General features: G+C 41.1%; 20 protein-coding genes and 1 riboswitch. Of the genes, 1 reads left to right on the top strand and 19 read right to left on the bottom strand.

Annotated features, from left to right (window positions below; genetic code table 11):
• Positions 1-8 precede the first annotated feature (8 nt).
• The 6 genes from ligA to AKG34_RS00075 all read right to left on the bottom strand — a co-directional run bounded on the left by ligA (position 9) and on the right by AKG34_RS00075 (position 8533).
• Positions 9-2015, bottom strand: a complete 2007-nt coding sequence (ligA, locus tag AKG34_RS00100) for an NAD-dependent DNA ligase LigA (protein WP_053347929.1) — start codon at positions 2013-2015, stop codon at positions 9-11.
• 103 nt (positions 2016-2118) lie between these two features.
• Positions 2119-4368, bottom strand: a complete 2250-nt coding sequence (pcrA, locus tag AKG34_RS00095; protein ID WP_053344217.1) for a DNA helicase PcrA — start codon at positions 4366-4368, stop codon at positions 2119-2121.
• 78 nt (positions 4369-4446) lie between these two features.
• Entirely contained in the window at positions 4447-5130 is a 684-nt protein-coding gene (gene pcrB, locus AKG34_RS00090) for a heptaprenylglyceryl phosphate synthase (protein WP_053344216.1), read from the bottom strand.
• Positions 5131-5364: 234 nt separating this feature from the next.
• A complete protein-coding gene (locus tag AKG34_RS00085; protein ID WP_053344215.1) occupies positions 5365-5679 on the bottom strand; it encodes a YerC/YecD family TrpR-related protein in 315 nt (104 codons plus the stop codon).
• Positions 5680-5706: 27 nt separating this feature from the next.
• Complete coding sequence (locus tag AKG34_RS00080) at positions 5707-6744, bottom strand: DUF3048 domain-containing protein (protein ID WP_053344214.1); 1038 nt, start codon at positions 6742-6744, stop codon at positions 5707-5709.
• Positions 6745-6787: 43 nt separating this feature from the next.
• The gene (locus AKG34_RS00075) at positions 6788-8533 is read right to left on the bottom strand and encodes an adenine deaminase C-terminal domain-containing protein (protein ID WP_053344213.1); all 1746 of its coding nucleotides are present in this window, start codon (positions 8531-8533) and stop codon (positions 6788-6790) included.
• A gap of 146 nt (positions 8534-8679) precedes the next feature.
• On the opposite strand from AKG34_RS00075, the gene AKG34_RS00070 reads away from it, so the two are divergent.
• Positions 8680-8946, top strand: a complete 267-nt coding sequence (locus AKG34_RS00070; RefSeq protein WP_053344212.1) for a YgaP-like transmembrane domain — start codon at positions 8680-8682, stop codon at positions 8944-8946.
• A gap of 52 nt (positions 8947-8998) precedes the next feature.
• Here AKG34_RS00070 and purD read toward each other — a convergent pair whose 3' ends face one another.
• The 13 genes from purD to AKG34_RS00005 form a co-directional block, all read right to left on the bottom strand.
• Positions 8999-10270, bottom strand: a complete 1272-nt coding sequence (gene purD, locus AKG34_RS00065; protein ID WP_053344211.1) for a phosphoribosylamine--glycine ligase — start codon at positions 10268-10270, stop codon at positions 8999-9001.
• A gap of 19 nt (positions 10271-10289) precedes the next feature.
• Positions 10290-11822, bottom strand: a complete 1533-nt coding sequence (gene purH, locus AKG34_RS00060) for a bifunctional phosphoribosylaminoimidazolecarboxamide formyltransferase/IMP cyclohydrolase (protein WP_053344210.1) — start codon at positions 11820-11822, stop codon at positions 10290-10292.
• A 27-nt stretch (positions 11823-11849) separates the two neighbouring features.
• Positions 11850-12419: a phosphoribosylglycinamide formyltransferase gene (gene purN / locus AKG34_RS00055; RefSeq protein WP_053344209.1), complete on the bottom strand. Its 570-nt coding sequence runs from the start codon at positions 12417-12419 to the stop codon at positions 11850-11852.
• Positions 12416-13444, bottom strand: coding sequence for a phosphoribosylformylglycinamidine cyclo-ligase (purM, locus tag AKG34_RS00050; protein WP_053344208.1), 1029 nt, complete (start codon positions 13442-13444; stop codon positions 12416-12418). Before purM ends, purN begins: the two co-directional genes overlap by 4 nt.
• Before the next feature lie 42 nt (positions 13445-13486).
• Entirely contained in the window at positions 13487-14902 is a 1416-nt protein-coding gene (gene purF / locus AKG34_RS00045; RefSeq protein ID WP_053344207.1) for an amidophosphoribosyltransferase, read from the bottom strand.
• Positions 14887-17109, bottom strand: coding sequence for a phosphoribosylformylglycinamidine synthase subunit PurL (gene purL / locus AKG34_RS00040; RefSeq protein WP_053344206.1), 2223 nt, complete (start codon positions 17107-17109; stop codon positions 14887-14889). The genes purF and purL overlap by 16 nt, the downstream gene beginning before the upstream one ends.
• The gene (gene purQ / locus AKG34_RS00035; protein ID WP_053344205.1) at positions 17093-17779 is read right to left on the bottom strand and encodes a phosphoribosylformylglycinamidine synthase subunit PurQ; all 687 of its coding nucleotides are present in this window, start codon (positions 17777-17779) and stop codon (positions 17093-17095) included. Before purQ ends, purL begins: the two co-directional genes overlap by 17 nt.
• Positions 17776-18030: a phosphoribosylformylglycinamidine synthase subunit PurS gene (gene purS / locus AKG34_RS00030; RefSeq protein WP_053344204.1), complete on the bottom strand. Its 255-nt coding sequence runs from the start codon at positions 18028-18030 to the stop codon at positions 17776-17778. Before purS ends, purQ begins: the two co-directional genes overlap by 4 nt.
• Complete coding sequence (purC, locus tag AKG34_RS00025) at positions 18023-18742, bottom strand: phosphoribosylaminoimidazolesuccinocarboxamide synthase (RefSeq protein WP_053344203.1); 720 nt, start codon at positions 18740-18742, stop codon at positions 18023-18025. Before purC ends, purS begins: the two co-directional genes overlap by 8 nt.
• A gap of 103 nt (positions 18743-18845) precedes the next feature.
• The gene (purB, locus tag AKG34_RS00020; protein WP_053344202.1) at positions 18846-20138 is read right to left on the bottom strand and encodes an adenylosuccinate lyase; all 1293 of its coding nucleotides are present in this window, start codon (positions 20136-20138) and stop codon (positions 18846-18848) included.
• Complete coding sequence (gene purK / locus AKG34_RS00015; protein ID WP_053344201.1) at positions 20135-21295, bottom strand: 5-(carboxyamino)imidazole ribonucleotide synthase; 1161 nt, start codon at positions 21293-21295, stop codon at positions 20135-20137. Before purK ends, purB begins: the two co-directional genes overlap by 4 nt.
• Positions 21279-21767 carry a 5-(carboxyamino)imidazole ribonucleotide mutase gene (gene purE, locus AKG34_RS00010; protein ID WP_053344200.1) on the bottom strand — a complete coding sequence of 163 codons (489 nt, stop codon included), beginning with the start codon at positions 21765-21767 and terminating at the stop codon, positions 21279-21281. Before purE ends, purK begins: the two co-directional genes overlap by 17 nt.
• 168 nt (positions 21768-21935) lie before the next feature.
• Positions 21936-22037, bottom strand: a riboswitch (purine riboswitch).
• A 74-nt stretch (positions 22038-22111) separates the two neighbouring features.
• The gene (locus AKG34_RS00005; RefSeq protein WP_053344199.1) at positions 22112-22303 is read right to left on the bottom strand and encodes an NETI motif-containing protein; all 192 of its coding nucleotides are present in this window, start codon (positions 22301-22303) and stop codon (positions 22112-22114) included.
• Positions 22304-22538: the final 235 nt, after the last annotated feature.

The following is a 22538-nucleotide window of genomic DNA, read 5'->3' as shown; positions in this document are numbered from 1 at the left end:
TACACCTCTTATTTTTTTAGTTCCTCAATCAGTCTCTCTTCATCCCATACGAGAACGCCTAGGCCTTCTGCCTTTTCTAGTTTGGAACCAGCATCTTCGCCGGCCACGACCAAATCCGTTTTCTTGCTGACACTTCCGGCAACGTTAGCTCCTAGCGCCTCTAATTTTTCTTTCGCTTCATTACGTGTTAGCTGATGCAGTTTCCCTGTCAAAACGACTGTTTTTCCAGCGAAAATGGAATCGATTTCTTCTATAGAAACAGCTCTTGCCCCTTTATAGGTAAGGTTCACACCGGCTGCTTCCAACTCATTCAACAGTGCATGCACTTCCTCCAATTCAAAATACGCCACGATGGAATCAGCCATTTTTTCTCCAATTTCATTAATTGCTGTAAGTTCTTCACGGCTCGCCTTGCTTAATGCTTCCATAGTGCCGAATTCCCTCGCAAGGGTCTTCGCTGCTTTCGAACCAACATGGCGGATACCAAGGCCGAATAGTAATTTTTCTAGCGAATTGCTTTTCGAAGCTTCGATTGCCTGAAGGAGTTTATTGACGGATTTATCTCCCATCCGTTCCAATGCTATCACTTGATCGTATGTAAGCTTATAAATATCAGCTACATCCTGTATGAGCGCTTCCTTAAATAACTGGCTAATTACTTTTTCACCTAAACTGTCGATATTCATTGCTGTTCGTGATACAAAGTGAATCAAGCCCTCTCGGATTTGTGCCGGACATTTCGGGTTGATGCATCGTAGGGCGACCTCCCCGTCCAGTCGGACAAGCTCGCTATCACATTCTGGGCACTCAGTCGGCATCTGGAACTCTACTTCTTCCCCCGTACGACGTTCTGCTAGTACATTGACGACCTCTGGAATGATATCGCCTGCTTTTTTCACGACCACTTGATCTCCAATACGGATGTCCTTTTCACGGATTAAATCTTCGTTATGCAGCGAAGCTCGTTGCACAGTCGTTCCCGCTACCCGAACAGGATCCAAAACAGCCGTTGGTGTCAACACTCCCGTCCGGCCAACATTCAGCTCGATAGCTCTTAGTGTTGTGATGACTTCTTCGGCTGGAAATTTGTAGGCAATCGCCCATCGCGGACTTTTTGCCGTAAAGCCTAGTTCATCCTGCTGTTCAAGTGAATCCACTTTTACGACAATTCCATCGATATCGTAGGCCAAGTTTGGACGTTGTTCAGTCCATTCTTCAATATAAGCAAGAACTTCCTCTATATTCGTACAGGTTTTTCGTTCTTTATTTGTTTTAAACCCTAGTTCATCCAATAAATCTAGACCCTCGCTGTGAGAACGAACCCCTGTTTCACCTAAATCAGCAATCGCATAAAGGTATACATCCAAGTTCCGTTTCGCGGCAAGTTTTGGGTCAAGTTGTCTCAAAGAGCCAGCAGCTGCATTACGAGGATTTGCAAAAGGTTCTTCCCCGCGTTCTTCCTTCGCCTTATTTAGAGATTCGAATGATTTTTTTGGCATGAATGCCTCACCACGCACTTCTATGGCAATAGGCTCCCGTACCTTCAAAGGAATTGACTTGATTGTTTTCAGGTTTTCGGTAATATCTTCACCAATTGTTCCGTCTCCTCGGGTTGCTCCTCTTACGAAATATCCATTTTCATATTGAAGTGTGACGGCTAGTCCATCTATTTTCAATTCACATACATAGGAAAAATTGTCACCTACAGCCTGTCGGACCTTTCTGTCGAAATCGCGTAGGTCACTTTCATTGAAAGCATTACCTAGGCTAAGCATCGGTGTCGTATGCTCCACTTTTTCGAACATATCCAGGATGGCCCCACCGACCCGCTGTGTTGGAGAATCGGCTGTTTTCAGCTCGGGAAATTTCTCTTCATACTCAATTAATTCACGTAAAAGCCGATCATATTCAGCATCAGGTACGGATGGCTGGTCCAACACATAATATTCATAGCTATATTGGTTCAATAAAGTTTGCAGCTCAAGAACAATCTTCTCTGCAGCTTGTATGTCCATACGTTCAATCCTTTCTAAAGAAGACTCCACCGCACTTCATCTTAGAAGAGCGGTGTCTAAGTCAGATATCCCTATTCTTCACCAGTAGACGCATATTCATAGCTTAGGCTTTTTCTATTGGTGCAAATTTCGCCAATAGGCGTTTAATGCCGATTGGACTTGGGAATGCAATATCCAGTTCCTTTCCTTCGCCTTCTCCTTTTACACTCACCACGGTTCCAATCCCCCATTTTTTATGGGAAGCCTTGTCACCAACTGCCCAACCAATCTCTTCACCACCTGTTGCAGATGGGGCAGAAACAGCTCGCCCAAAGGTAGGCATTTTTCTTGTGGAAGCCGTCGCAGTGTTCCCTGTTCTCGCCGGAGAACTGAATGGAGTCTGCTTGGATCTAGGAGCAGGTTTCGGTTTAAGATCTTCAAGAAGTTCCTCGGGTATTTCTCCGATGAACCGTGAAACTGGATTCATGCTCGTCCGTCCATACAGTGTCCGCATTTGAGCATTACTGATGAACAACTCATTTTCAGCCCTTGTAATCCCCACATAAGCAAGACGGCGTTCTTCTTCCATCTCCTCCTCATCCATGAGCGAGCGGCTATGAGGGAAAACTCCTTCTTCAAGGCCCAGTAAAAAGACTACCGGATATTCTAATCCCTTCGCCGAATGTAGTGTCATTAACGTTACCGTATTTGTAGCTTCTTCGGAGTTCTCATCTAATTGATCAATATCAGCAACCAACGCCAGGTCAGTTAAAAAGCCAATCAATGATTTGTCCTCGCTGTTACTTTCGAATGCTTTCGTTACAGATAAAAACTCATCTATATTTTCAAGACGGCTTTGTGATTCAATTGTTTTTTCTGCTTGCAGCATCTCACGGTAACCGGTTTTTTTAATGACTTCTTCCACCAGTTCCGTCACAGATAAGTACTCCTGCTGATTTGTATAGTTAGTAATTAACGTGTGGAATTCCCTTGCTGCTTTGGTAGCCTTCCCGCTTATCCCAATCATTTCCACGGACTCAAGTGCTTTATAAATGGAAAGATCATATTGATCTGCATAATCTGCTACTTTGTCCATTGAAGTTGCACCAATACCTCGTTTCGGTACATTTATTACACGGCGAAGACTGATGTCATCATCAGGATTTGCAATAAGACGCAGATAGGCAAGTAAATCCTTAATCTCTTTACGATCATAGAACTTAGTGCCGCCGACGATTGCATAGTTAATATTGGATTTAAGCAGAACTTCCTCCATTACCCGTGATTGTGCATTTGTTCTGTAAAGGATTGCTATATCGGAATATTTTCTACTACCGTCCTTAGCTAATTCATTTATCTTTCCTGCTACAAATTGCGCTTCCCCTTGTTCATTGTCTGCACGGTAATAGAAAATCTTATTACCCTCTACATTCTCGGTCCAAAGATTTTTCGGCTTCCGGTTTCGATTATTATCGATGACCTTATTCGCCGCTTCAAGAATCTTTTTCGTTGAACGATAATTCTGTTCAAGGAAAATCATATTGGCATTAGGATAATCTTTTTCAAATGAAAGGATATTCGCAATATCCGCACCGCGCCAGCGATAGATCGACTGATCTGAATCCCCTACAACACAGAGATTACGGAATCGTGAAGCTAGCAGTTTAACAAGCATATATTGAGCCCGGTTTGTATCTTGATACTCATCAACATGAATGTATTGAAACTTCCGCTGATAATATTCTAGCACTTCCGGTATAAGTTGGAACAATTGAATCGTCATCATGATCAAATCATCAAAATCGAGGGCTGAATTTTTCCGCAAACGTTTTTGGTATTCTGTATATACATCTGCCGTTACTTTAGTAAAATAATCTGACGCAGTTTTGAGGTATTCTTCTGGTCCGACCAATTCATTTTTTGCTGAACTGATACTACCTAAAATGGCCCGGTAATCATATTTCTTTGTATCCATATTACGGTCTTTCATAATTTGCTTAATGACTGATTGCTGATCCGTCGTATCTAATATTGAGAAATTCCTATTAAATCCAATCCGATCAATATCTCTTCGCAAAATACGGACACACATCGAGTGGAACGTTGAAATCCAGATATCTTCGGACGCACCGCCCAGAATGCTACGGATTCTTTCTTTCATTTCACGTGCGGCTTTATTAGTAAATGTGATTGCAAGGATATTCCAAGGTGCTATTTCCTTCTCAACCATCAAGTAAGCAATACGGTGAGTCAGCACACGCGTCTTTCCACTTCCTGCCCCAGCCATAATTAGAAGTGGACCATCTGTTGCTTTTACTGCTTTTTGTTGCTGTTCATTCAAACCTATTAGTAATTTTTCCGCTAAATATTGCATTATCACACCACCTATACGAACATTCGTTTCTGTTTTAGTATACTACATTTTTTCCCTATTTACATTTTGGTCAAATTATCATTTAACTGCCTCAACTGTTGCAAGCGCCGTTTTCAAATCTTCATAGATCACATTGCCAACAACGATTACGTCCGCAAACTCCGCCATCTCTTTGGCCTGCTCTACTGATTTAATCCCACCACCGTAGAATAGTACAGTATTCTCCAAACTCTCTCTCGCCGCTTCCACCATCTGGACATCGCCATAAGCACCGCTGTATTCAAGATAAAAAACTGGCAGTTTGAACATCTTTTCTGCCATCATTGCATATGCACCCACATCATCCATATCCAGATCCGTATTAGCTTTCGTCAATTGAGCCGCCTTACACTCAGGATTTAAGATGCAATATCCTTCTACGAAAATTTCATCCCAATTCAAAAGGTATCCGTATTCTTTGACTGCTTGCTGATGCAGTTTCATCATCCAATCCGGATTGGTGCTATTTAGGACACTCGGAATAAAATATAAATCGAATCCCGGCGTCACTGTTTCAACCGATGAAATCTCCATCACACATGGGACTGTATATCGCCTAACTCGCGCCATCAAATGAAGTACATTCTCAAGCGTAATTCCATCGGTGCCTCCAACCATAATTGCATCTGTACCAGATTCACAGACTTTCTCTAACGCCTCATCGCTTATTTCTTTATTTGGATCGAGTTTGAAAACATGTTTCCACTCGCGAAAATCGTACATTATAATCCTCCATTCACACTTCCCATTTCACCATTATAGCATTAAGATTTTTCATTAAAAAAGAGAAGTATCGATAAAATGTTTACCAACTGGAAACCTCTGAATCTAAAATCCAATATAACACGGATACGACTGGACGGTAGCTGCTATAGAAAACGCTTGCTCAAAATAAAAAGCCGGGAAACGAATTCCTCGGCTTTTTCTATTTCATACAATATAAAAAAATCGAATTCATTAAGATTCCGTTGTTTCTTCAACGTTTTCCTTTATACGGTTAAGAGCCATGGTGTAGGCATCATTTCCGTAGTTTAAGCAGCGTTTAACCCTAGAAATCGTGGCCGTGCTAGCCCCTGTTTCGTTTTCGATTTTATGATAGGTTTTACCTTCTTCAAGCATACGGGCTACTTCAAGGCGCTGTGCTAATGATGAAATTTCATTGACTGTACATAAGTCATCAAAAAATCGATAGCATTCGTCTAAATCGCGCAAGGAAAGTATCGACTTAAACAGCTGATCCGTTTCTTTCCCTCTTAACTTATCAATTTGCATGTTTCTCCCCCTCAATTTTCATGGGTATCAAAATGAGACGTCTTCTACTAAACCAGGTTGATTCGGAATAATATTGACCCAAGTTTTCCCCGGTATCAACCCTACTTCTTTATCGTTTTTCACTGGTATAATTCGACCATCTTTATTAACCCATTCTACTTCATTGACCTTCCCCTTTTGAAGTAAATAACCTTTTCCGCCACTTTTTAAATCAATTTTAAGGCGTCCTTTATCATCAACCACTTGATGAGTGGTCTCAATGATGAATATATTATCCAGTAAAATCGGTTTGCTCGATTTATGCTCGACTGTTTGCTCACCATTAGAATAACGTTTATATTTCTCTTCTGTTCCTTCATATTCATACTTTACATTGAACTCTGCCGATCCGTAGGATATCTCAATTTTCAAAGCCGATTCTCCTTGCAGACCAACCGCCTCTTCCTCTGTCAGGAAAGTAAATGGCTCTGGTGCACCTGTCAGCTCATATCCTTTTTCCTTCGCGCCCTTTTCAATATTATCAAAAGAAGTGTAGGAATTATGCGGTGCGTTTCGATCTGTTGAGCGCTGAAACAAAGTACCATCATAATATAGGCCGTTCAAGTTATCAATATATCCTTTGTCCAGCATGGTTTTTGCCTCTGGGCTATTCCCATGACACACATAGATGCAGTCCAAACCTTTGGCCATTTCGATATAATAGTCCCTTGCACTCCGAACCGGTCCGATTTGGTTCGGCATTTCACTTTGGAAAACAGCTAAAAATCTGGTTATGTCGCCTTCCGCCAGCAATTCATAGACTATGTCCGCATCTGAGAGACCAGATTGTGGACGCGCTTTTGGATGATTATTAATCATCACCGCTACAGCCCTTTGCTCGGTATCTTCATTCGTGGCTACACCAGTAAGTGGAAACATGTTGGAAGGCTCATTTTTAACATCTGTATTTTTAATGACAGCTGCATCTTTCGGCTTACTGTCATCTGGTACAGGTTCTTCTTTAGTCGAACAGCCTGCTAGCAGAAAAATAGCAATAATGATGAAAAGAACTCTCTTAAATTTCATCTTTCCACTCCCCTGATTTTTTAACCATTTCTTCTCTTATATTTTAACGCATTATAGTAGGAAAGAGTATAGTTTTATTCATTACATCATATACTCCTCGCTGGGTTACCCTTATATAGGGAAGATGAGTTGTTGAAAAGAATGAAAGGGTATACACCGGATCAGCAAAGCGATAACCCCTTTCACGTAGCAGCTTTTTCAACTCATTCTCTTCTTTAATTAGTTCAGGAACCTCCTTATTGGACATGACTCCTTTTAATTTTAATGGCAGTTCATGTATCACCTGGCCTTGTTCAGTCAAAACGATACCACCGCCAATTTCCTTCAACCGGTTAAATGCTAAATGCATATCCTGTTTCCGTTTACCAATTAAGATTATGTCACCCGTATTTGTATAAGAACCTGCAAAACCACACAATTTATTGGCAAAGCCTTTTAATATCGTATTAATGCGCCATTTACCTTCACGGTCAATGAGCATGAAAAAGCATTCATCATCTTTAAAGGTCAGTTCTTCATGCCCAACGTCATTGGAAAGATAATATGGCTTCGTGATTACATTATTGACCAGTTCAATTCCAAACGGCATAGAAAATTCAAAATCTTCCTTTAAACTAAGATCCCAATCAAGTTCAAGCGGTTTAAAATCAAAATCGCTCCAGTTGATTTCCTGAGAATCGGGAATTACTTCACCATCCCGTTTCACCCATTTCCCTTTTGCCATTACAGAAACTGGTGCCGGATCCTTTATATCTGTCAGAAAATTAATGTTGGCAACCCTTCCAGTAGCGATATTACCATGAAGGTATTCAATATTATAATAGCGGGCGATATTAATAGTTGCCATATTATAAGCATCAATGACCGGAACACCTTGCTCTATTGCTATTTTGATTAAGCTGTCTATAAAACCACCTTCATAAAAAGACGGAGGTGATCCATCTGTTGTATAAAAGAATTTGTCATAATGATCGATGCCCATATCATGTATTTCTTGTATCAACTTAGGAAGATCCGGTCGGATAGAAGAATGCCTTAGTGAAACATAATAACCCTGTAGCAGACGAGACATGACCTCATCGCCTGTCATTGCCTCATGATCACAATCAGCACCAAACAACGTCATCTTCGCCAACGTTTTCTCCGACGCACCCGGAAAGTGTCCTTCTATTTTCTTCCTCATCCGCTTTGCTTCCTGAATCCAGTGCAACATCATGTCATCCCCGTCGAGGAGCTTCGGCCATCCCGTTAGTTCACCGCCCTGTAGTACGGCATCGTGCTCCAGCCAAGATTTAACTGCACCATGTGAAAATACCATATCCTCGTCTACTAATTCCGTTTGTCCATCAAAACGACTCCACCAATACATTGTAACAGGAATATTACGAAGTTCTTTCAAAAGAGAAAACGCTTTCTTTTTTTCTAACTGCAATAGAAATGGCAAGTTATCATTGATTAATGTCGTTGTCCCAAAATGAGATGCATAACGTGAAAAAGAAAGGGGATTATATAATTGAGAAGGATGTGAATGCGGCTCAATATATCCCGGGACCAGGTACTGATTTGTACAGTCAACCATTTCGCAGCGGTCTATATTTTCAGGAAGCTTTTCGCCAACATAGATTATGCGATCATCATAGATCCAGATATTCGCTTTCACCCATTTTCGTAAAGCCTGATTTAAATAAGTCGTATTTTTAAGCAGAATGTGTGGTGCCCTATTGCCATCCAGCACATCTATATGTTCACGTAGATGTTTATTTTTCCATCTATAGCGCTGTTCAAGCATAAACATTCCCCCATAATTTTTTTGAAACAAATGCAATAAAAAAACCATTTTAAACCCAATTTTATTTCATACTAACATACTTACCAGATTAGCACAGTAATGTTAACTGAAAAATTGTTAATTTTTTGTGAAGGGATGTACTTTTTATGAAGTTTAAACAAAATATTAGTATAATAAATGCACTTATGCGGATTACCTGTGGTTTTACCTTTCTATCATGGGCAACAGCAAAAATGGTTAAAAAACCTTGGAAAAACCAATCTTACTTATTTGTCGTCATGATTTCTGCTATGAAAATAGGTGAAGGCATTCTACGCTATTGTCCAATCGTGGACGCTATGGAGAATGGACAAACATTAATGAAAAAAGAACAAAAAACGGAAAATGATTTTACTTCACCTGATTCTTATTAAATCTTTTTCTAAAGAAGAAGCTGACTCTCTTAGAGTCAGCTTCTTTCAAATATCATGATAAATTGTATTGAATGGCACGATAACCGATATCTGTACGCCAAAACAACCCGTCTTTTTCAACATGACTCAATTCTTTATATACTTTAGCTTGAGCAGAGGCTAAATCTTTTCCTTTTGCAGCAACCAGAAGCACACGGCCACCGTTTGAAACAAAAGATCCCTCGCTATTTTTAGCAGTTCCAGCATGATAAATATGAGCATCTGGATTAATCTTGTCCAACCCTTTAATGATTGAATTCTTTTTGTAATCTCCAGGATACCCCTCTGCTGCCACCACTACACCAAGTACTGCATCTTCATGCCATTCAAGTTGTAAATCCTTACCTAAAAGGACCGCTTCAAGCGTATCAACGAAATCCGTTTTTAGCCTCGGTAAAACAACTTGCGTTTCCGGATCTCCAAAACGAGCATTGAACTCAATGACTTTTGTACCTTTTTCCGTAGCAATTAATCCGGCATATAAAATACCGGTAAAACGACGATCTTCTGAAATCATCGCATTTACTGTCGGCTGCAAGATTGTTTCGACAGCTGTCTGAACCATTTCATCGGAAATTTGCGGCACCGGTGAATAGGCACCCATTCCTCCTGTGTTCGGACCTTGATCTCCGTCGAAAACGCGCTTATGGTCTTGGGCGATAACCATCGGATACACTTTTTCACCATTCACGAATGCCATCAACGAAAATTCCTCGCCATCGAGAAATTCCTCAATAACAACTTTGGCAGAAGCTTCTCCAAACTTAGCCCCGACAAGCATATCGTGGATGGCGTCTAACGCCTCTTCCATCGTCATTGCGACTACGACACCTTTGCCTGCAGCCAAGCCATCTGCCTTAATAACGATGGGCGCTCCTATTTTTTCAATATAAGCCTTTGCAGAATCAAAATCAGTAAACGTTTCATATTCTGCTGTCGGAATGCTGTAGTTCTTCATTAAATCCTTAGCGAAAGATTTACTTCCTTCAATGACCGCAGCCCTGCTATTTGGGCCGAACACCTGTAGGCCCGCTTTAGCAAAGTCGTCAGCTAGTCCATTCAATAATGGCGTTTCTGGTCCAATTACCGTCAATGAAACTGCATTTTCTTTTGCAAAAGCAACCAAATCCTCATGATTTGTTTCTTCAATAGGCACCAGATTTGCTACATCGGTCATGCCCGGATTTCCTGGTGCTGCAAAAACTTTCTCCACCCGTTTACTTTCAAACAGTTTGCGGGCAATAGCATGCTCCCTGCCACCCCGGCCAATCACTAGTACATTCATTATCGCACCTCATCTTTGATTAATGTTTAAAGTGACGAATCCCTGTGAATACCATTGCAATTCCATATTCATCAGCTTTCTTGATTGAATCTTGGTCTTTTACAGAGCCACCCGGTTGAATGATTGCCGTAACTCCTGCTTTCGCTGCCGCTTCAACAGTATCATCCATTGGGAAGAAAGCATCCGATGCCAAAGCACTGCCTGTTACTCTTTCACCGGCTTGTTCTAGCGCAATTTTTGCAGCTCCGACACGGTTCATTTGACCAGCGCCAACGCCTAATGTCATTTGATCGTTACATACCACGATTGCATTTGATTTCACATGCTTCACGATTTTCCAGCCAAGTTCTAGGGCTTTCCACTCTTCAAGGGTAGGTTCGCGTTTTGTTGCTACTTTTACTTCTGCATCCTTCAAACTATGTGCATCACGATCTTGTATAAGTAATCCGCCTTCAATTGAAGTCAATTTACGCTCAGGTTTTTTAGCTGCGTTGAAATCAATCGTTAATAAGCGAAGGTTTTTCTTGCTTGTTAATACTTCCACTGCTTCTTCTGTAAACGCAGGAGCAATGATGATTTCAAGGAAAATTTCATGAAGCTTTTCTGCAGTTGCTTTATCTACTTCACGGTTCAGGGCAATGATTCCACCAAAGATGGAAGTAGAATCCGCCTCGTATGCTTTTTCGTACGCTTCTAATATGGTTGTTCCGACACCGACGCCGCAAGGATTCATATGTTTGACAGCTACTGCTGCGGGCTCATTGAATTCTTTTACAATTTGAAGTGCAGCATCTGCATCATTAATGTTGTTGAAAGAAAGCTCTTTTCCGTGTAATTGCTTCGCTTCAGCAATTGAGAAAACAGAACCAAGCGGTTTTTTATAAAAAGCTGCCTTTTGATGCGGATTTTCTCCATAACGAAGCGACTGTTTCAATTCATAAGTAACAGTCAATGATTCTGGATTCTCTTCTTCAGCAAGCTCTGTCATGTATTCAGAAATAACAGCATCATATGCTGCTGTATGGCGGAAGACTTTTGCAGCCAGACGGCGATTCGTTGTTTTTGAAACTCCTCCGTCTTTCAGTTCAGCCAATACGGTTGGATAATCATTGGAATCAACGATAACCGTCACATACTCGTGGTTTTTTGCAGAAGAACGAAGCATTGTCGGTCCACCGATATCAATGTTTTCAATTGCATCTTCTACAGTAACATCCGGTTTAGAAATTGTAGCTTGGAATGGGTATAGGTTTACACAGACAAGTTGAATAGGCTCAATATTATGTTCTGCAAGCTGTGCCGCGTGATCTGCATCACCATGTTTTGCTAAAACTGCTCCATGGACATTCGGATGAAGCGTTTTAACGCGTCCATCTAAAATTTCCGGGAAACCAGTGACGTCACTGATTCCAATCACGTCTACACCATTATCCTGCAACGTTTTTTTCGTACCGCCGGTTGAAATAATTTCAAACCCTGCTTCTATTAATCCCTTAGCAAATTCTACAATACCTGTTTTATCCGATACACTAATTAAAGCACGTTTCTTCATGGTATGTTGGTCCCTCCATAATGTATGTTATTTCTTTTGGAATAGCTGCTGTAAAACGGATGGATACATGCCATGTTCCGTTTCCTGAATCCTTATTTGGAGAATGTCTTTCGTATCTCCTGCAAGAATCGGTACTGTCTTTTGGGCAATGATTGGGCCCGTGTCCATACCATCATCGACATAATGAATCGTGACCCCGGTTTCTTCCACTCTTGCGTCAAAAGCCTGACCAATTGCATCCTTGCCTGGAAAATTAGGCAAAAGTGAAGGATGAATGTTAACAATTCTGTGTGAATACGCCTGTAATAATGTCGGCCCAATTAAACGCATATAACCAGCTAGAATAATAAATTCAACCTCAAGTTGACGAAGTATCTCCAAAATTTCCGTTTCAAACTCGACCTTACTTGAGTACTTTTTCGCTGAAAAAGAGAAGGTTCTAATATTCTCAAGCCTAGCTCTTTCAAGCACATAAGCATCTTCACGATCGCAAACAACAAGGCAGATTTCCGCGTTCAGAACTCCATCTTTTATTGCGTCAGCAATTGATTGGAAATTACTTCCGTTACCTGATGCAAAGACTGCGAGACGCTTCATTGTTTAAACGACACTCCATTTCCATCCACAATTGTTCCAATAACTGAAGCCTGTTCACCGCATGACTGTAGATGAGCAACCACAGCGGCCGCATCCTCTTTTTTCACTACAGCAGTCATGCCAATCCCCATATTGAAAATATTGAACATTTCCTCTTGAACAAGGTTCCCTTTTTCCTCAAGGAACGAGAATACAGGTGGAATGGTCCAACTTCCAAGCCCGATTTCAACACCGCAATCTTCAGGAAGAATACGTGGAATATTCTCGATGAATCCTCCACCCGTAATATGGGCAAGTCCCTTAACTTCAAACTTTTCAAGTGTGGACAAAATAGACTTGACATAGATTTTTGTCGGTTTCAATAATTCATCGCCTAATTTGCAGTCAAGCTCCGGTACGAATTCATGTAGATCCATTCCTGAATCTTCAAGGAGGATTTTACGAACTAGAGAATATCCGTTACTGTGAATACCACTTGAAGCAAGCCCAATAACAACATCACCCGCCGAAATTGTCTCACCCGTAATTAAGCGTGATTTTTCAACAGCTCCAACAGTAAATCCTGCCACATCATACTCTTCCGTTTCGTACATACCTGGCATTTCCGCCGTTTCACCACCGATTAAAGCGCAGCCTGCCTGCTCGCAGCCGTCTGCAATGCCTTTGACTATCATTTCAATTCGTTCAGGATCCGCTTTACCGCAGGCAATATAATCTAAAAAGTACAAAGGCGCAGCGCCTTGAACGACAACATCGTTAACGCACATAGCTACACAATCTACCCCAATAGTATCATGTTTATCCATCATGAACGCGAGCAGAAGTTTTGTCCCGACTCCATCCGTTCCTGAAATTAGCACAGGCTCTTTAAGGTTCAGGGAAGACAAATCAAACATTCCTCCGAAACCGCCCAGTCCATTCATTACCTCCGGACGAAATGTGCGCTTTACATGTTTTTTCATTCGATTTACTGCTTCATAACCAGCTTCTATATCAACACCAGCCTGCTTATATGCATTAGCCATTTGAAATCCTCCTCCGAAAATCACTCTTTATTTCCGACATTATTAACATTTTGCTTTTTCTCGCTCGTAATCATAAATTTCTGTCGGATAATTTCCGGTGAAGCAAGCTAGGCATGAACCGCGCGTTTCTCCAGGAAACGGACGACCAATTGCTTCGACCATACCTTCGACACTTAAAAAAGTTAATGAATCAGCACCAATGATTTCACGTATTTCCTCCACCGATTTAGAGCTCGCGATTAATTCTTCCTTTTTCGATGTATCAATACCATAGAAACATGGGTTTTTAATTGGTGGTGAGCTGATTACAACGTGAACTTCTTTTGCTCCTGCATCTTTTAGCATGCGAACAATCCTTCTGCTCGTTGTTCCACGTACGATTGAATCATCAACCATAATGACACGTTTACCCTCTACGACCCCTCTTACCGGTGAAAGTTTCATCTTCACACCTTGTTCGCGTAGACTTTGTGACGGCTGAATAAATGTCCGGCCAACATAACGGTTTTTAATTAAGCCCATTTCATAAGGAATACCTGCAGCTTCAGCATAGCCAATTGCCGCAGAAATGCTTGAATCAGGAACTCCTGTGACGACATCGGCTTCAATCTTAGCTTCAAGTGCCATTTGCTTACCAAGATTTTTACGAGCGGTATGAACATTAATTCCATCAATGTTGCTATCTGGACGGGAAAAATACACATATTCCATCGTGCACATTGCATGTTGACTTGAAAGTGAAAAGTATTCGGATGTGATGCCCTCATCATTAATGACCACAAGTTCACCCGGTTCAATATCACGGACGAATTCCGCTCCTACTATATCAAGGGCGCATGTTTCTGATGCTGCGAAATACGCATCGCCTATTTTCCCTAGGGAAAGTGGGCGGAAACCATGCGGATCTCTTGCCAAGATCATTTGGTTTTCTGTCATGACGACGAATGCATAAGCACCCTTCAACATGCTTAAACTGCTTTTCACAGAATCTCTCACATCGGAATAACCAGAACGTTTAATCAAATGTGCTAGAACTTCCGTATCCGATGTCGTTTGAAAGATTGAGCCCTGTCCTTCTAGCTGTGCTTTTAACTGACGAGCATTGACGATATTCCCATTATGAGCGAGAGCCAGCCCCCCTGTATGTGAATTAAACAAGAAAGGCTGAACATTTTGATACCCGCCGCCGCCTGCCGTTGTATAACGGACATGTCCGATCGCGGCTTTTCCTGAACCGGAAAGTTCCTGCATTTTTTCAGCTGTGAATATCTCAGTGACAAGACCTTCACCCTTCGAGATAGACATCTGCTCACCATCCGTAACAACGATGCCTGCTCCCTCTTGACCACGATGTTGCAAGCTATGCAACCCGTAATAAGCAAGCTGTGCTGCATCGGGATGTCCCCAGACTCCAACTACGCCACACTCTTCATTTAGGCTTCTTATTTCAGCAAGCATGGTATAGCTCCCTTCCAAGCTGTTTGTAATTCTACAACGTCTGCTACCAATACGTTGTTATCGCCGCCTGCCGTCACTACTAATTTATTATCCGCTGTTACTGAACCAATACAAACGGCATCTTCAACAAGTACTTCAAAAGCCTTTTGATTTTCAGGACTTATAGATAGTAAAAAGCGTGATTGCGTTTCACTAAACAGTTCGGATATGAGTTCTCCAGATAAATTCACTTTTGCTCCAAGGTTACTTGCTCCGAATAGAGATTCAGATAATGCAACCGCCAAACCACCTTCCGCAAGGTCATGAGCTGATGAAACAAGTCCTGATTGAATCGCTGAAAGAATTTGCTGCTGACGCTTTTGTTCAACAGTTAAATCAAGTTCTGGAGCACGCCCAAATATTTTTCCTTCAAGCATTTTTTGTAACTCACTGCCCCCAAATTCCACTTTCGCTTCGCCGACCACATAAATCAAATCTGATTCATTTTTGAACGTTTGCGTTGTGATATGTTGAAGATCGTTCACTAGGCCTACCATACCAACTACTGGTGTTGGATAGATCGCTTCCCCATTCGTTTCATTGTAAAGAGAGACATTTCCTCCAATTACAGGCGTACTTAAACTTCGACAAGCTTCACTCATCCCGTCTGCCGCTTTTTCCAATTGCCAAAAGATTTCAGGTTTTTCTGGATTTCCAAAATTCAAGCAATCTGTAATTGCTAGAGGTTCTGCACCCGAACAAATAATGTTACGAGCCGCTTCAGCAACTGCAATTTTACCGCCTGTTTCAGGATCCAAGTAAATATAGCGGGAGTTACAATCTGTCGTCATCGCAAGGGCCTTATTTGTGCCTCGAACACGTACAACTGCTGCATCTGATCCAGGTGACACGACTGTATTCGTACGCACCATATAATCATATTGGTCGTATACCCATTCTTTACTCGAAATTGTCGGTTGCTGCAATAATGCCAAAAGGGTTTCTCTGTAATCTTCAATGTTTGGTACTTCTGCCGTCATGCTTTGGAAGTCACGGAAATATTGCGGTTCTGCAGATGGCTTGTGATAAATTGGTGCTTCTTCAGCCAATGCATCAACTGGAACCTCAGCAACGATTTCACCCTGATGAGAAAGTGTTAGGTTTTTATCATCCGTTACTTCACCAACAGCAACCGCTTCTAGGTCATATTTCGTAAACAAGTCAACGATTTCCTGTTCGCGTCCTTTTGTAACAACGATCAGCATCCGCTCTTGTGATTCAGAAAGCATCATTTCATATGCTGTCATTCCAGTTTCACGTTGCGGTACCAAATCAAGGTTCATTTTTATTCCTGATCCAGCTTTACTCGCCATCTCAGCAGATGAGCTTGTAAGACCTGCTGCTCCCATATCCTGAATACCAACAAGAGCATCATTTTGAATTAATTCAAGGCATGCTTCTAAAAGCAGTTTCTCCATGAATGGATCACCTACTTGTACGGCAGGCCGTTTTTCTTCTGAAGACTCCGACAACTCTTCAGAAGCAAATGTTGCTCCATGAATACCATCACGTCCTGTTTTAGCACCCACATACATCACTGTGTTGCCTACTCCATGCGCTTGGCCTTTTTTAATGTCCTTATGATCGATCAAACCGACACACATTGCATTAACTAGAGGATTTCCTTCATAAGATGGATCAAATTGAATTTCTCCGCCTACAGTTGGAATTCCGATACAATTTCCGTATCCTGCAATCCCAGCAACCACTTCTTTAAATAAATATTTCACACGATCATTCTCAAGCTCACCGAAGCGAAGCGAGTTCAACATCGCAATGGGACGGGCACCCATGGAGAAAACATCACGGATAATACCGCCGACACCAGTAGCAGCACCTTGATAAGGTTCAATTGCCGATGGGTGATTATGACTTTCTATTTTAAAAACAACTGCCTGATTGTCACCGATATCTACAATACCTGCTCCTTCACCAGGACCTTGAAGCACTTTCTCACCTGTAATCGGGAATTTCCTTAAGATGGGTTTTGAATTTTTGTAGGAACAATGCTCTGACCACATAACCGAAAACAATCCAGTTTCCGTATAATTCGGCAGTCTGCCTAAGATTTTCTCCACCATTGCAAATTCTTCATCGGATAGCCCCATACTTGCATATAAACGATCCAATTTAATTTTTTCCGGACTTGGTTCAAGCTGTAATAACATGTGATTCCCTCCAGTTTTTTACGATGGATTGAAAAATCTTTAAGCCGTCTTTACTGCCAAGCAGCGAATCAACAGCACGTTCGGGATGAGGCATCATTCCGAGGACATTTCCTTGTTCATTTGTAATTCCCGCTATTTGCTCCAAGCTTCCGTTTGGATTTTCACCATCATAAGTGAACAAGATGCGGTTATTTTGTTTTAATTCAGCCAATGTTTCATTATCACAGTAGTAATTTCCTTCACCATGAGCCACTGGTATCGTAATCGTTTCATGTAATGAATAGCCTGTTGTAAACATGGATTGATTATTTTCAACCTTCAATCCTACATTGCGGCAAATGAATTTCAAGCCATCATTACGGCGCATTGCTCCAGGTAAAAGGCCTGCTTCAAGTAAAATCTGAAAACCATTACAGACGCCAAGAACAGGCTTTCCTGCTTGAGCTGCTTTTACAACTTCCGCCATTACATTGGAGAAACGGGCAATTGCACCTGTGCGTAGATAGTCTCCGTAAGAGAAACCTCCTGGAAGGAGAATCCCGTCATATTCATCTAGATTGTCTGTGGAATGCCAAACATACTCCACTTCTTCCCCGAGTGCATCTTTTATCGCATGGTACATGTCGACATCACAATTGGAACCAGGGAAAACTATGACAGCAAATTTCATTGGGTGACAACCTCCTCAACATCATAACGGTAAGATTCAATTACCGTATTGGCTAATAGTTTTTCACACATTTCCTTCACCAGCTGATCCAAATCACGGTCCGTATCTTCAATTGTGAGTTCAATGTATTTCCCCACTCGTACATCACTTACTTCGTTATAAGTTAAACTGTGAAGTGATTGCTGAACTGCTGCTCCCTGTGGATCTAATACACTTTCGCGTAATGTGATATATACTTTAACCTTATACATGTTGAATACCCTCCAACTTTGCTAGAATTTTTTCATAAGCGTCTGTTAAACTACCTAAATCACGACGGAATACGTCTTTGTCTAATTTTTCGTTCGTTGCTACATCCCATAAGCGGCACGTATCGGGTGAAATCTCATCAGCCAGTAGAATAGCTCCATCCGATGTTTTACCGAACTCCAATTTAAAGTCAATCAATTTAATGTCCATTTCTTTAAAGAAGGTTGTTAAAACCTTATTAATTTCTTGAGCTTTTTCTTTTAAAATGGCTACGTCTTCCTTGCTTGCAAGTTCTAATTCTTCAATATGGTCTTCTGTTAACAGAGGATCACCGAGTTCATCATCTTTATAATAAAACTCAACGAGCGTTTTCTTCAGTGGTTGTCCTTCTTCAATGCCCGTTCTTTTAGAAAAACTGCCAGCAGCTGTATTTCGAACGACCACTTCCAGAGGAATAATTGAGACCTTTTTAACCAGCTGCTCCCGGTCGGAAAGCTTTTCAATAAAATGGGATGGAATATTTTCTTGGGCAAGCTTTGAAAATAGTAAGCTAGTAATTTGATTATTTAACATACCTTTTCCAGCAATCTCTGACTTCTTTTCACCGTTAAACGCTGTAGCCGAATCCTTGTATTCCACCCATACTATTTCACTGTTGTCAGTTGCATAAATCTGTTTCGCTTTTCCTTCATACAGCAATTCTCGTTTTTCCATCTGTCCAGACCTCCACATTGTGAATATTATGAATCTTCTTGCTATTAGTTAGGCTTGGCAAACATATCAACCGCTTGGGATGGTATGTTTGCCGCCTTTATTTTTATAAACCTAAACGATCAAAGATTACATCAACATTTTTCAGATGATGTGTAGGATCGAAACAATCATCAAGTTCTTCTTTTGTAAGCAAGCTTGTGATCTTATCATCCTTTTCAATCAGGCTTCTGAATGGAACCTGAAGCTCCCATGCTTCCATCGCTTTCGGTTGAACCGTGTCATATGCTTCTTCACGGACAAGACCTTTATCGATAAGGGATAGCAGCACACGTTGTGAGAAAATCAATCCAAGTGTACGGTCCATATTACGTTTCATATTTTCTGGATAAACAGTTAAGTTTTTCACGATGTTGCTAAAGCGATTTAACATATAGTTTAAAGCAATTGTTGCATCCGGTAAGATGATACGCTCAGCAGAAGAATGTGAAATGTCACGTTCGTGCCATAATGCTACATTCTCATATGCTGTCATCATGTAACCACGGATTACGCGTGCCATTCCTGTCATATTTTCAGAACCGATTGGATTCCGTTTATGAGGCATCGCCGAAGATCCTTTTTGTCCTTTAGCAAAGAACTCTTCGACTTCACGTGTTTCACTTTTTTGTAAGCCACGAATTTCCACCGCGAATTTTTCAATGGATGTCGCAATTAGAGCCAACGTGCTCATATAGTGAGCATGGCGATCACGCTGCAATGTCTGTGTTGAAATAGGCGCTGCTTCAAGGCCCAGTTTTTCACAAACGAATTTTTCAACGAACGGGTCGATGTTTGCATATGTTCCGACAGCCCCAGAGATTTTTCCAACCTCTATGTTTTTTCTGGCTTCGTCGAAACGTTCGACATTGCGTTTCATTTCTTGATACCAAAGAGCAAGTTTCAAACCAAAAGTAGTCGGTTCTGCATGAACTCCATGTGTACGTCCCATTTGGACCGTATATTTATGTTCTTTCGCTTTGTTTTTCAGAATCTCAACAAAGTTATTTAAATCCTTCGAAAGGATATCATTCGCTTGTTTAATCACATATGAAAGGGCTGTATCAACTACATCCGTAGAAGTTAATCCGTAATGCACCCATTTCCGTTCTTCACCTAATGTTTCAGATACGGCACGTGTAAAGGCAACCACATCATGACGTGTATCTTTTTCAATTTCATTGATCCGATCCACATTAAACGTTGCATTTTCACGAAGAAGTTGTACATCTTCTTTTGGAATTACACCAAGTTCAGACCATGCTTCACAAGCTAAGATTTCTACTTCCAACCACGCGTTAAAGCGGTTAGTTTCTGTCCAAATATTTCCCATCTCAGGGCGGGTATAACGTTCAATCATTTTACTTCCTCCGTTTCAACCTGTTGATTCCATATTTTACTTCGATTACTTTCTAAAAGAGCTTCCTCAATCGTTGGACGTAAAATATTCACATGCCCCATTTTCCGTTTCAGCTTGGCTTCTTTCTTTCCATAAAGATGAACCTTCCAATCTGAAAGCTTTGGAATTTCAACCAGTAAAGGTTCCATATGTTCACCTAGAATATTTACCATTACTACTGGTTTCAATAATGCCGTATTTCCGAGCGGCCAATTGCATACAGCACGTATATGCTGCTCGAACTGAGACGTCTCACACGCTTCCATTGTGTAGTGACCAGAGTTATGAGGCCTTGGTGCAAGCTCATTAATGATGATCTCATCCTGATCGGTTAAAAACATCTCGACAGCCAATGTCCCTATCAAACCAAGTTTCTCAGCAAGCTGTAAGGCCTCTTGAATCGCCTTCTTCTCAGCCTGCTTACTGATACGAGCAGGTACAATACTTTTATGAAGGATATTTTCAACATGAATATTTTCCGCAATCGGAAAATGACTTACCTCGCCATTTGTTTTACGCGTCACGATAATTGAGATTTCTTTTACGAAAGGGATCCAGGCTTCTAGCACACATACACCTGTTTGGAGCAGGGTTTCTGCCTTTCTAATATCGGCTTCTTCCTTAATGACCAACTGCCCTTTTCCATCATAACCGCCGCGCGTCGTTTTTAACACACTAGGGTACCCTATTTTTTCTATATGAAGATAAATTTCTGAAATATCCTGTATTTCTACATATGGAGCAACAGATGCTCCTGCATTCGATATGGCTTTTTTTTCAGTCAAGCGATCCTGTGTAAGCTTTAATAATTCTGACCCTTGTGGAAGATACGCATGTTGCTTTAACCAATCTAGAGCGTCTGAACTGATATTTTCAAATTCATAGGTTATGACGTCACTGACATCCGCTAATCTTTTCAATGCATCAATATCATCATAAGCACCAGTGATTTCAATATCTGCCACTTGCGCACATGGGCCATCTGTAGTTGGTTCAAGAACTGCTATTCTAAAGCCCGATGCCTTAGCCGACAAGGCCATCATTCTGCCTAATTGTCCACCGCCAATAATTCCAATGGTCTGTCCCGGTAAAATGATTGTATTATTTAAGTTGTTCACTGCTCTGTAACACCTTTTCTCTGGTTTCGTCTCGTAAAGCCTCTAATCTATCAGCAATTTTAGAATCGAAAGCAGCTAATATCTGAGCTGCAAACAAACCAGCATTGACTGCTCCAGCTTTCCCAATTGCCACCGTCGCAACCGGTACGCCACCAGGCATCTGAACAATCGATAATAACGAATCCATACCATTTAACGCCTTCGATTGAATAGGCACGCCAATCACAGGGACAATCGTTTTCGCTGCCGTCATACCTGGAAGATGAGCTGCCCCACCTGCACCAGCAATAATCACTTTAAGGTCTCGCTCTTTTGCACTCTCTGCATATTCAAATAACAAATCCGGCGTACGGTGGGCGGAAACGACTCTTTTTTCATATGGAATCTCGAGCTGTTCCAATGATTCACATGCATATTTCATCGTTTCCCAATCTGAGACACTTCCCATAATAACCCCAACTTGCGGCTTCATATCTTTCCCTCCAACACTCATATTAAAACGTCCTGAGTATGCAGATGGACGCTTATAATTATCTATATCAAATTAAAAAACCGGGCAGACTGCTTCCTCATAGAGAAAGCAATCTGCCCGGAAGAAAGCCTTTAAAAAAAACACAAAAAGACTTGGCTAGTTTCCGAATTAGTCAGATGCTTTTCTCATAGTCCAATGATTTACGGTCATTAGGTAGATACTTTTGGGCCATATCCCCAGGATTATATGAGATGTATTAATCTAACTTCATCTTACCTTCACGCCTTTTTAATGTCAAGATAAAATCGAATATTTTTACAGGATATCAAAAAATCGTTCGTGTTTTACTCGATTAATTTCGCTTCGAATACGATTTTTCTATTAACTGGCTCATAATGAACCTTTCCATTCTCGATTCTTTCGGCAAAAATAGGTTCTTCTGTTCGCCTTACAGGAAAGTAACCTGCTGCTTTAATTCGTTCTAGACATGCATCAATTGTTTCTCCATCTATTACTTCAAACTTTTTCTTACTCACAAAACCGTTCCTTTCCCGAATTCTATATTGTTTACCTTCCTTCGCATCAATACTTCGCTTATATTCATTAATAAATTCTTCCTAGTATAATGAAAAGAACAGATAAAGGCAAGATTTATTCCCGAAGAAATCCATCGCCATTTTAATAAGTGAATACTTTTAAAATTCCAAAAATAAGGCCAACCTAGAAAAAGGTTTTTCTAGAAAAATACCATCCTGGTTTATCGCATATCGA

The organism is Peribacillus butanolivorans (genome assembly GCF_001273755.1).
Lineage (GTDB): Bacteria > Bacillota > Bacilli > Bacillales > DSM-1321 > Peribacillus > Peribacillus butanolivorans.
Note: the sequence above shows the minus strand (reverse complement) of the source record. Positions and strands in the feature narration are given on the sequence as shown.

Coding starts and splice junctions, on each gene's coding strand:
- ligA (WP_053347929.1), bottom strand. CDS start 2,015: ATGGACATACAAGCTGCAGAGAAGATTGTTCTTGAGCTGCAAACTTTA.
- pcrA (WP_053344217.1), bottom strand. CDS start 4,368: ATGCAATATTTAGCGGAAAAATTACTAATAGGTTTGAATGAACAGCAA.
- pcrB (WP_053344216.1), bottom strand. CDS start 5,130: ATGTACGATTTTCGCGAGTGGAAACATGTTTTCAAACTCGATCCAAAT.
- AKG34_RS00085 (WP_053344215.1), bottom strand. CDS start 5,679: ATGCAAATTGATAAGTTAAGAGGGAAAGAAACGGATCAGCTGTTTAAG.
- AKG34_RS00080 (WP_053344214.1), bottom strand. CDS start 6,744: ATGAAATTTAAGAGAGTTCTTTTCATCATTATTGCTATTTTTCTGCTA.
- AKG34_RS00075 (WP_053344213.1), bottom strand. CDS start 8,533: ATGCTTGAACAGCGCTATAGATGGAAAAATAAACATCTACGTGAACAT.
- AKG34_RS00070 (WP_053344212.1), top strand. CDS start 8,680: ATGAAGTTTAAACAAAATATTAGTATAATAAATGCACTTATGCGGATT.
- purD (WP_053344211.1), bottom strand. CDS start 10,270: ATGAATGTACTAGTGATTGGCCGGGGTGGCAGGGAGCATGCTATTGCC.
- purH (WP_053344210.1), bottom strand. CDS start 11,822: ATGAAGAAACGTGCTTTAATTAGTGTATCGGATAAAACAGGTATTGTA.
- purN (WP_053344209.1), bottom strand. CDS start 12,419: ATGAAGCGTCTCGCAGTCTTTGCATCAGGTAACGGAAGTAATTTCCAA.
- purM (WP_053344208.1), bottom strand. CDS start 13,444: ATGGCTAATGCATATAAGCAGGCTGGTGTTGATATAGAAGCTGGTTAT.
- purF (WP_053344207.1), bottom strand. CDS start 14,902: ATGCTTGCTGAAATAAGAAGCCTAAATGAAGAGTGTGGCGTAGTTGGA.
- purL (WP_053344206.1), bottom strand. CDS start 17,109: ATGTTATTACAGCTTGAACCAAGTCCGGAAAAAATTAAATTGGATCGT.
- purQ (WP_053344205.1), bottom strand. CDS start 17,779: ATGAAATTTGCTGTCATAGTTTTCCCTGGTTCCAATTGTGATGTCGAC.
- purS (WP_053344204.1), bottom strand. CDS start 18,030: ATGTATAAGGTTAAAGTATATATCACATTACGCGAAAGTGTATTAGAT.
- purC (WP_053344203.1), bottom strand. CDS start 18,742: ATGGAAAAACGAGAATTGCTGTATGAAGGAAAAGCGAAACAGATTTAT.
- purB (WP_053344202.1), bottom strand. CDS start 20,138: ATGATTGAACGTTATACCCGCCCTGAGATGGGAAATATTTGGACAGAA.
- purE (WP_053344200.1), bottom strand. CDS start 21,767: ATGAAGCCGCAAGTTGGGGTTATTATGGGAAGTGTCTCAGATTGGGAA.